The organism is Bifidobacterium sp. wkB338 (assembly GCF_003688325.1).
Classification (GTDB): domain Bacteria; phylum Actinomycetota; class Actinomycetes; order Actinomycetales; family Bifidobacteriaceae; genus Bombiscardovia; species Bombiscardovia polysaccharolytica.
In genome coordinates this window covers 1-10,149 of the sequence record NZ_NPOR01000021.1, presented here as the reverse complement: position 1 = coordinate 10,149, position 10,149 = coordinate 1, and the positions used below count along the sequence as shown (strand labels likewise).

The 10,149-nt window shown below is 58.3% G+C and carries 6 protein-coding genes; all 6 read right to left on the bottom strand.

The features are described from left to right. Positions 1–504: 504 nt before the first annotated feature. The gene (locus tag CI603_RS04670) at positions 505–1,914 is read right to left on the bottom strand and encodes an NAD(P)(+) transhydrogenase (Re/Si-specific) subunit beta (protein WP_121913237.1); all 1,410 of its coding nucleotides are present in this window, start codon (positions 1,912–1,914) and stop codon (positions 505–507) included. Next, positions 1,911–2,279 (bottom strand): NAD(P) transhydrogenase subunit alpha, encoded by a 369-nt coding sequence (locus CI603_RS04665; protein ID WP_121913236.1) that lies wholly within the window; start codon positions 2,277–2,279, stop codon positions 1,911–1,913. The genes CI603_RS04670 and CI603_RS04665 overlap by 4 nt, the downstream gene beginning before the upstream one ends. Continuing rightward, the gene (locus tag CI603_RS04660; RefSeq protein WP_121913235.1) at positions 2,276–3,466 is read right to left on the bottom strand and encodes an NAD(P) transhydrogenase subunit alpha; all 1,191 of its coding nucleotides are present in this window, start codon (positions 3,464–3,466) and stop codon (positions 2,276–2,278) included. Before CI603_RS04660 ends, CI603_RS04665 begins: the two co-directional genes overlap by 4 nt. Positions 3,467–3,772: 306 nt before the next feature. Beyond that, on the bottom strand, positions 3,773–4,465 hold the full coding sequence (locus CI603_RS04655; RefSeq protein ID WP_121913234.1) for a hypothetical protein: 693 nt from the start codon (positions 4,463–4,465) through the stop codon (positions 3,773–3,775). Between the two features lie 486 nt (positions 4,466–4,951). Continuing rightward, on the bottom strand, positions 4,952–5,152 hold the full coding sequence (locus tag CI603_RS09095; RefSeq protein ID WP_220702258.1) for a hypothetical protein: 201 nt from the start codon (positions 5,150–5,152) through the stop codon (positions 4,952–4,954). 640 nt (positions 5,153–5,792) lie between these two features. After that, positions 5,793–9,599, bottom strand: coding sequence for an InlB B-repeat-containing protein (locus CI603_RS04645; protein ID WP_121913232.1), 3,807 nt, complete (start codon positions 9,597–9,599; stop codon positions 5,793–5,795). Positions 9,600–10,149: the final 550 nt, after the last annotated feature.

The window sequence follows — 10,149 nt, the reverse complement described above, 5'->3', positions numbered from 1 at the left end:
CTACTCCACTTTGAGGTAGACATGATAAGTCTAATCAATCTATCTAAATGTTAGATAGTACAGTTTGGTGACTTTGAATACCATCATGCGTTAGATATAAAAAACGCGGGCTTGACCGCCTTTAGTAATCGAGGACGAGATTCAATACGGATGAAGAATGAACAGACAACGATTTGTGATACACGATGTTTTTTATTGGAAAACTATTTGAGAGTTTACCAGATATGTGTCGCGCTGTGAGTCCCAGTCATAGATTTATCCCGGTTGAGCTGTGTAATACTTGTGATTGTGTTTGTAGCTCTTTTGCTGAAATCAAAATCCTCCCAGTTATAAATACTGAGCTGTCATTTCGTAATTTTATGTAACCTTCACTAATTTGGCGATAAAGTAACTATAGGTAATTTGGGATGTAAAAATCAGCATGTGGGTCCTTCCTGTTCGATGATAATTGGCTCCGGACCAGTCAAGCCGATCCGGAGCCATGGTTCTCACTACAGCATATGCTCAGGCGATGAGTTCCTTGACCGATGCAATGATCGCCTGAAGGCTGACCTTGGCGTCATTGAAGAGCATCTGCGTATTTGGGTTGAAGTAGAGCTCGTTTTCGATGCCGGCGTACCCCTTGCCTCTGCCTCGCTTGAGGACGACAACATGCTGGGCCTTGTCAACGTCTAGGATGGGCATGCCGGAGACGGCGGTCCCCGGCCGGCGTGCAGCCGGGTTGGTCACGTCATTGGCGCCCACTACCAAAGCGACGTTGGCTGAGGGGAACTGGGGATTGATGTCATCAAGGTCGATCAATTCCTCATAGGGAACGTTGGCCTCGGCCAGGAGGACGTTCATATGTCCGGGCATACGGCCGGCCACAGGGTGAATGGCATAGGATACATCCACGCCACGGCCCTTGAGCAGCTCGCCCAGGTCGGCCAGTTCGCGCTGGGCCTGGGCCTGAGCCAGACCAAAGCCGGGGACGAAGATGACCTTGTCGGCATAGACCAGCTGGACAGCCACATCGTCGGGCGTGGTCTCCTTCATGGTCCCCTGGGCGCCCTGATCCTGGCTGGCGCTGACAGAGGAACCGCCGAATCCGCCGGCCAGCACGCTCAGGAGCGGCCTGTTCATGGCCTGGGCCATCAGGACGGATAGGGTGGCACCTGCTGCGCCGACCAAAGCGCCTGCAACGATCAAAGCCACGTTATTGATGGCCAGGCCATTCATGGCTACAGCTGTACCAGTGCAGGCATTCAAGACGGAGATGACCACGGGCATGTCGGCGCCGCCGATGGGAATGACGAAGACAAGTCCGTAACCTAGGGCGAATATGGCCGTGAGGAGGGCCCATAGGGTCCGATTGTCCGGATTCAGGCAGAGCATGACTAGGCTGAGGACCGTCAACAGAGCGAAGAGCACATTCCAGACAGCCTTGGCCGGCAGCTTCAGGTTTTTGATCAGGCCGATGCCTTGGAGTTTGCCGGCAGCTACCAGGGAACCGGTGAAGGTGATGGAACCGATGACTACGCCCAGGCCGGCGGTGATCAGCACCACCAGAGTCGGGGTGCCCTCGGAAGTCAGTATGTCGTTCAGAGCGACCAGGGCTGCAGCGCCGCCGCCGACCGTGTTGAAGACGGAAACCAGCTGAGGCATGTCCGTCATTTTCACCTTCTTGGCCGAGTAGACCCCTGCAGCGGCTCCAATCAGAATGCCGAGCACGAGCAGAATGATAGCCAGGGAGGAGGTGAAACCCGTGGCGAACAGGTGGATGAAGGCCATGGCAACGGCGATGACCATGCCTACCGCAGAAATCCTATTGCCTGTACGGGCGGTTTTGGGGGAGTTCATGTAGTGCAGGCCCATAACGAACATGACTGAGGAAAGGAGATAGACGAACCAGGTGATGATGTCGAGGGTGTTCACTTGTCGGCTCCCTCGTTCTTAGCGGTCTCGGTCGTTAGGGTCGAAGCCTGTTCGTCCTGACTGGTCTTATCCTTCCCCTTGTCGGGTTTGGAGGACTTGAACATCTCCAGCATCCTGTCGGTCACCACGTAGCCGCCCACCACATTCATGGCGCCAAGGACGGCAGCCAGGAATATAAGTACGTAGGAAAGTGGGGAATGAGCCTCCGCCGCGATGATGACTACCCCGACGATCACAATGCCATGAATGGAGTTGGCGCCCGACATGAGCGGCGTGTGCAGCGTGGCCGGAACCTTGCCGATCACCTCCACGCCAATCAGCAGGGCCAGAATGAAGAGCGTTATTGCTATGACCAAAGAATTCATTGCTCCTGACCTTTCTCTTCGGTCTTTTCAACATCCGGAGCATCCGCGCTTACATGCGCGCTGGATTTGGTTGCTCCTGACACAACAAGTGCTTGATCGATCTCGTCGTCCATTTTGATGCTGAGCGCACCATCACGAAGAAAATGCATCAGCACGTCCGCCACATTTCTCGACAGAAGATTTGATGCCGTCGTGGCTACGCCGCTGGCCAGGTATGGGGCCCCGATCATGATGACTCCCTTGTCGGTGGTCCTGGTTCCCACCTGTGATCCCTCGACATTGCCGCCCAGGTCGCTGGCAGCGCAGTCCACGACCACAGCTCCGGGATGCAGGTTGGCCACACCCTCGGCGCTGAGGAGGCGAGGAGGCTTTCCGCCTGGAACCTTGGCTGTGGTAATGACCACATCGAAGCCTGCCGCTTTGGCATCCACCGCAGCCTGCTGCTGGGCCTGCTCCTGATCGGTCAGCTGGCGCGCATAGCCGCCCTGGCCCTGCCCCTTGGAGAAGTCCAGTCCCAGGTCGAGGAACTTGGCTCCCAATGATTCCACCTCCTGTTTGGAAGCGGGTCTGACATCATAGGCGGTGACCACGGCTCCCAGGCGTTTTGCAGTCCCGATGGCCTGCAGACCTGCGATACCGGCACCCAGGACCAGGACCTTGGCTGGTCGAATGGTTCCTGCGGCAGTGGTCATCATGGGGAAGAAGGATCCATAGGCATTGGCAGCCACCAGAGCCGCCTTGTATCCCATAACCGAGTTCTGCGAGGTCATCTCGTCCATGGACTGGGCCGAGCTGAGCTGTCGGGGGAGTCGCTCCATAGCGATTCCTGTAAGCCCGGACGTTTCCAGGGATTTGATGTAGTCCTTGTCGCTCAAGGACCCCAGCATGCCGATGATCCATGTTCCGGCTGGGATTCCCTTCAGCAAGGATTTATCGGGTCTGTTGACGAAGCCCAGAACTTTTGACTTGGATAAGACGGTATTCCTGTCGGTGACTGTGGCTCCCGTCTGCCGGTAGTCCTCATCTCGGAAGCCGGCTCGAGCCCCGGCTCCGGACTCCAATAGGCAGGTAATGCCCTGCCTGGTCAGCCGGGTCACGATGTCAGGCGTCAGGGCCACTCGGGACTCCTCATCGTCAGTCTCTTTGAGGACCCCGAAGGCTACGTTGGATTGTTCTGGTCCACTCATGTCTTTCCTTTTCCAAACACAACTGTGTGCGAGTAATTTCATCAATGATTCTAGTTGCTGGTCTTTACTGTTGGCAGGTCAACACAATTTGCATTTGAATAAGTAACAGTTGAGAAAAGACCAAGTTCGAGGTATCTTGCATGGTGTCTTAAAGGGTGCCACACATCTTCAAGAATGATGAGTGGCACCCTGAGGCGGAAGGCCTTGGCGATGGAACGCTGTGGGCAGGTAATTTCACATCCCCGGTCGGCCAGCCGGCCTTTCCGGTCTGCTATGTCGTTTCAGATCCATGTTCGCTGCAGTGCTTTATTCATTCCCCTCGTGTTTATCGTTCGCCGGAGGGTCCTTGGGCTTGGACTGCAAGGGATTGTGATGGTAGATAAGGGCGAAGGCGGCCAGGGTCTCGATCATGCTGGCGAGGATCCAGGCGATGACGATGGCGTTCTGATGTTTGCCGACGGTTCCCATACGGGTGAAGATGAACACATCCATGATGAAGGTCTGCAGAACCAGAAGGACTGTTGCAACAACTACCGTCCTGGTGTGCCTGTCCGCATCTGTTCCCTCTCCCTCTGGTTTGCCGGGGGACTTGAAGCTGGCATAAGAGAGGAGCCAGATGCCGATTCCGAAGAGAACGGCGGCAAGAGGCAGGGAGAAGAAGATCGGCATGGTGCTCAGGCTGAGGCCCAGAGCTGCAACCAGGACTGCTGAGGCAAGGCCCAGATAGAAGGAATCGTGGTTTTTGGCCTTGCGCGGTTTGGCGGGCTTGCCTTCCTTGGTTGGTTGAGACGGTTTATCGACAGGTCCGGGCGTATCCTTTGCAGCAGGCTTACCGGGTTGGCTTGGCTTGTCGTCATGGGAGGAGCCATCATGCTCTCTGTCTACCTGGCCGGCCTGCGAGCGGTCGTCGGTAAGGGCCTGGTCCTGCTTATTTTGTGCTTCAGGCCTGCCGTGGGCAGCGTCCTTGCTGGATGAATCCCTGCCTTCCTTCTTCGGCATGGGGGCATTTTCTGCTTGGCTTTCTTTTCCGTCGTTCGCGTTCTCCACTGGTCTTGGCATGCGGTCCTTGTCATTCATTGGTGATTGTTCGGGACTTTCATGCCTGCCCTGGTTCTTATTCGCACGTTCGTTTCGATTGTTGCTCATCTGACCCTCCAGGCTTGTTCTTCCCCATTGCTTGTGGCAGGTCATCTGGAAGCCTGCCCGTTTTCAGGAAGCAACATCCGTTAAGGCCAGTGTATGTGTCTTTTTCTCGTAAAAGTGGCATTTGACCGGCACCAGATCCATACCGTTCCGATATTGACCCTTATGGGTGAAGCACTAATAGTTTGGCGAGAGAAATGTCCTGCAAAAAGAGCTGGGTTCATTGCAGCGTATCCGACTATGGATGCTGTCTCTGCCTGGTTGGTGCCGGCGGCCGTTAACGGGGTCTACCAGATAGATGATCTGGATGAATGGCTGGGGAGGCATCGGCTCTCGATGGTGTTAACCGACTGTCGAGGCAACCTGCGCACAAAGGTCAACTTCCATGAGGCGGGTCATGAGATTGACCCCAAGGCGGACAGGCCTACGTCCGGCTCGGTTGACTTGTGTCTGCTTGTTCGGGATTCGTTGGATGATGTGGTTGCCGCGTTCCGTGGGTGTCATGTTGGCTGTCTTGGTCCGGTCAGCCGGACCGGTGCGCATGGGGCTGTCACCTTGGTGTATGTCAGGGACCCTGATAGGAACCTGATCGAGCTTTCCAGATACGACTAGGACTGAAACCGAACAAGAATCAGTCATATCAGTAGGCGATAACAGGAATGCGAACACAGTCTTTGGGGGAAGCGATAAGCGACAGATTATAAAAGCATCCTAGTCAGATACCGATGATTGAGTTTATTGCAGTCACAATGCCTTGTTTAATTTAGTCTCGTAATAATTTACACGCGGTCAGGCTTAGCTCTACGCCTAAGTAATTATCTTTTCAGGATTCGTTAATTGTTTTATTGGCAAAACATGTTCGATCATGGCGATCGAATCAATACTGGCGAAGTGTAACGTAGGATACGTTTGGCCGAAGGACAGCACCTTATCACCAGAGAAACTGGCGACCGGCCATGGTATCGAATTCAACCATCCCATAGCCTCTCGTTTTTCCCCTCCCCATTCACTGAAGGGGTCTTGGAAAACATCTGTGTCTAGTGAGATGACCAGTTCTATTGTTTCAGGGCCTGCTGTTCATAGGATTGTGGGGTGGCTCCGTTGTGTTGGGGGATTGGCGGGGCCACCCTGGTTGGCCGGGCCGTCTTGGGATGCGGCCCGGATGCTTACTCGGGTGAGGATTCTAGGCGTGCTGGATGCGGGTTTCCCGCCGGTGGCGTCCGGCAGCGGCTGCGCCGGCTGCGGCGAGCAGCCCGGCGGCGAGCAGGAGGATCATGCTGCCGTTGCCGCCCGTCAGGGGCAGGGTGCCTTCGTAGGTGTAGGCCAGGTGCGCCGGGGTCTGGCCGGCGCCACCCAGGCTCCAGTCCACAATCACGTCGGCCAGTCCTGGATTATGAGCAGGCGTGGCCAACGAGACGGACCCGTCGGCATTCTGCTGCAGGGAGCTGACCGCTGTCTTGTCGAACTTGACGCCGGTGATCAGCAACGAGTTGAGGGCCACCTGGGTCGGGGTGCCGCTCTGCGTCAGACTCCCGTTGCCGAGCTGGCCGTACTGGTTGTCTCCCCAGCTGTACGTGTTGCCGTCCTGGCCGATGGCCAGGGAATGATAGTAACCTGCGCTGATTCGTGCGGCTGCGAGCCCGGTGCCGGCGCTGCCCTGGCCTGCGGGCGGCGACACACGTGTGGGGGTGTGCCTGTAGTTGGTGGTGTTGTCGCCCAGCTGGCCATCGTAGTTGTACCCCCATGCCCAGGCTGTGCCGCTCCTGTCGATGGCCAAGGAGTGGACCCAACCGGCACTGATCTGCGCGACTTGGAATGGCTGGCTGGAGTCTGTGGGGTTTCCTACCTGTTTGGGAGTGGGACGGCTGGTTATCGTGCCGTCCCCCAGCTGCCCCCAGCCGTTGTACCCCCATGCCCAGGCTGTGCCGTCCTGGCTGATGGTTAGTGCGTGGTAGCCTCCGGCGCTGATCTGCGTGGCTTTGAAGGCCTTGCTCGTGTCCTTGGGATCGGGCACGCGTGCAGGGTCGGCGGCATACGTGGTGCTGCCTTCTCCTGTGCTTTGGCCGTTGCCGAGCTGACCGTAGTCGTTGTACCCCCACGTGTATACGCTGCCGTCCGTGCCCAGGGCCATGATGAAGCCCCGGTTGACACCGACCTGGACCGCGTGCAGCCCCTGGCTGGAGCCGTCGGGATCCTTGGCCAGGGTCGGGGTCGGTTTGGACGTGCTATACACGTTGTAACTGTTGTTTTCGCTGCCCCAGGTGTAGACGCGCCCATCCGGGCTGATGGCCGCCGAGTCGGCGTAGCCGGCGCTCACCTGGACGGCCTTGAAGGGCTGGCCGTCCGCGCCCATGACGGGCTGCGGCTTGGAATGGTGTTGTGTGTCCTTACTGCCGTTGCCGAGCTGCCCGCGATCGTTGATGCCCCAGCTGTAGACGATGCCGTCGCTGCCGATGGCCAGCACGTGGTTTCCGCCTGCCGCGACCTGCGTGTAGGTGAAACCGGAATCCACGCCGTCCGGCAGGGGGACCATGGTCGGCGTCTTCTGCGTAGGCGTCTTGTCTGGATCCTGGCCCAGCTGGCCGTACTCGTTGTATCCCCAGGCGTAGGCGTTCCCGTCGCTGGCCACCCCTATGGAGAAGCCACTTATTGAGCTGCTGGCGCTTATCTGGCTGAAGCGGATGCCGCGGCTCAGCTTGGGCGGGGTGATGGTCGCCCGCTGGCCGCCCATCGCGTTGCCCTTGCTTGGGCTGATCGACCAGCCGCCGGTGTTGGCGGGGCTCCAATGCGCGACCAGGGTGATGTCCGCGGTGACCGGCTGGCTGAAGTCATACGCCACCTTGGAATCGCCCTTGGCGTCCTTGAGGAACCAGCCGTCGAACAGGAAGCCGTCCTTGGCCGGGTTTGTGGTCGGGCGTGTGGCCTCCTGGCCTTCGGTGATTCGCTGCTGGCCTGGGGTCTGCTTGCCGCCGGCGCTGTCGAAGGTGACCGTGTAGGAGCTGATGTAGGTGTAGGTAAGGTGCGCGTCGGGCCTCCAGCCGTTCCTGCTCCAGAAGACGGTCACGTCCGTTTTGCCTCCTGCATGCGGGGGTGTGACGACGCTCCAGGTGCCGTCCTTGTTGCCTGTCAGGCTCGTGCCCGCTGTCCCGCCGAACTTGACGCCGGTCGGCTTTGGCTTCGCAGGGAAGTCGACCATGCCGGGTTGACCGTCGAAACCGCCGCTGATATCGCGTCCCAGCTGGTCGCCGGATGTGCTTCCCCAGCTGTAGAGGTTGCCGTCCGATCCCAGGGCCAGGGAGAAATCACCATGATACATGCCTGGTGCGCTGGCTTGGGTGATTGTGACGCCTGCCGGCATGGCCACTTTGCCTGGCGTGCCGTCTTGCGTGCCGCTGGTGTTGCGTCCCAGCTGGCCGCTGCTGTTGTCTCCCCAGCTGTAGAGGTTGCCGTCCGATCCCAGGGCCAGGGAATGCTCGCCGCCTACGATGACCTGGGTGAATCGGCTGACGCCTGCAGGCAGGTTCACTTTGCCCGGCGTATTGTCTTTCGTCCCGCTAGTGGGGGTGCGTCCCAGCTGGCCTTTGCTGTTGTCTCCCCAGCTGTAGACGTTGCCGTCCGTTCCCAGGGCCAGGGAATGCTCGTTTCCTGCGCTGATCTGGGTGAATTTCGTGCCGTCTGCCGGCATGGACCCTTTGCGTGGCGTGGGCTGTTTCAAAGCATAATCGGTGCCGTTGCCCAGCTGGCCGTTGCCGTTGTATCCCCAGCTGTAGAGGTTGCCGTCCGTTCCCAGGGCCAGGGAATGATCGCCACCTGCACTGATCTGGATGAACTTTGGGACCCCTGTCGGCAGACTCACCTTGCTCGGCGTGCCATGACGAATAGTATTGTCACTGAGGTCGTCGTCGGTGCCGTTGCCCAGCTGGCCAAAGCTGTTGTCTCCCCAGCTGTAAAGGTTGCCGTCCGAGCCGATGGCCAAGGAATATAGAAATCCTGCGCTGATTTGGGTGAATTTAGTGCCGTCTGCCGGCATGATCACCTTGTCTGGTGTATGCGAGGATGTTACGGTGCCTTGTCCCATTTCGCCGTGCTGATCGTATCCCCAGCTGTAGAGGTTGCCGTCCGATCCCAAGCCCAGGGAGAAGCCTAGTCCTCCGCTGGTCTGGGTGAAGCGGACGCCTGTCGGCGGGGTGACGATGCCCGGCCGGCCGGGTGGCGTTGTGATGTAGTCGAAGTCGCGGCCCAGCTGATAGCCTGCGCTTCCCCAGCTGTAGAGGTTGCCGTCGGAGCCCATGGCCAGGGCGAAGTCTTTTCCTGTTTCGACGTGGCTGAAGCGTATGTCGGATGTGGTGGGCGTGGTCAGGGTGATCCTGGTGCCTCCTTCTGCTGGGCCGGAGGCGGGTCTGAGGCTCCAGGAGCTGGTTATCCTGGTCCATTTGGCGGTCAGGGTGATGCTGCCGGTGACGGGCCGGCTGAAGTCGTAGGCGGTGTTGCCGGTGAACCATCCGTCGAACAGGTAGCCGTCCCTGCTCGGGTCCTTGGGTCTGGAGGCCTGTCCGCCGCCGGGGACGCTCTGGGAGGGTGTGCGGGTTTTGCCGTCGGGGTCGTTGAAGGTGACGGTGTAGGCTGCGCGTGTCTGGGGCTGGCTGTCGGCGGTCTTGCTTTGGATGCCGGTGCCGCCGGGCTTCTTGGGCGCGGTCTGGGCGCTGGTGAGGGGGGACGCGGTGTCCAGGGGCGAGGGCGAGGGCAGCGGAGACTTGGGGCTGGCCGGGGTGGCCGGCAGGGTTGGTGGATTGGCTGATGGGTCCGCCGGTTGGCCTGTAGCCGTCTGCTCCAGCTTGGTCGGCTCGGGCACACTGGATTCGCTGGGAGCAGTGTCAGCCGCGGCCAGGCCTCCGGTGATCAGGCTGGCGGGCAGGATGATAGCCAGCAGGACACCGACCATGGTCGTCGACCGGCTGCGTGCGGACTTATGCCGAAGCGTAATGTGCATAATCCCTTCCCGAACACATGTAGTTCAATGACGAAATTCCCCTCGTTTCCAATGAACTACGTACCGGGAACAGCCCCGGCAGATAAAACCATGCTATCACCCGCATATCTGTGGGCCAACTCAAATGTCAATAGTGGGTTTCGCTCTTTTTCTTCCTAATATTCTAAAAATATCAATTGAGCCGACCAGCCTGATGTGGTCTATACGGAAGGCGGTTCCATTAAATACTGATGGATGCATGCCGGCTATGCTATTGCCGATTGCCTTTGGCATCGTGTATGACCTCGGCCCTATAGGCTTGTAGGTGATTCTGTCATTTGTGTTGCTAGCGCTCGTCTTTTTGGGCAGTGAAGTCATTTGCCAATTGAAAGTCATACACGGTCACAACGGTCACGCATTAGGACGCTAGGGACGCTTGATCGCATATAACAAAACTCCAGCTTTTTAATCAGGGGCTTTGAGGTGGGGTGGCTAACGCGGCTCGAACGCGCGACCTCCTGAACCACTATTGTGGGCATTGAACCAGATCAAATGGATGCATGTGTGGCTT

What these genes read in the sequence shown, in the direction of transcription:
- CI603_RS04665 (WP_121913236.1), bottom strand. Translation starts at nt 2,279, where the DNA reads ATGAATTCTTTGGTCATAGCAATAACGCTCTTCATTCTGGCCCTGCTG.
- CI603_RS09095 (WP_220702258.1), bottom strand. Translation starts at nt 5,152, where the DNA reads ATGCGCACCGGTCCGGCTGACCGGACCAAGACAGCCAACATGACACCC.
- CI603_RS04660 (WP_121913235.1), bottom strand. Translation starts at nt 3,466, where the DNA reads ATGAGTGGACCAGAACAATCCAACGTAGCCTTCGGGGTCCTCAAAGAG.
- CI603_RS04645 (WP_121913232.1), bottom strand. Translation starts at nt 9,599, where the DNA reads ATGCACATTACGCTTCGGCATAAGTCCGCACGCAGCCGGTCGACGACC.
- CI603_RS04655 (WP_121913234.1), bottom strand. Translation starts at nt 4,465, where the DNA reads ATGCCGAAGAAGGAAGGCAGGGATTCATCCAGCAAGGACGCTGCCCAC.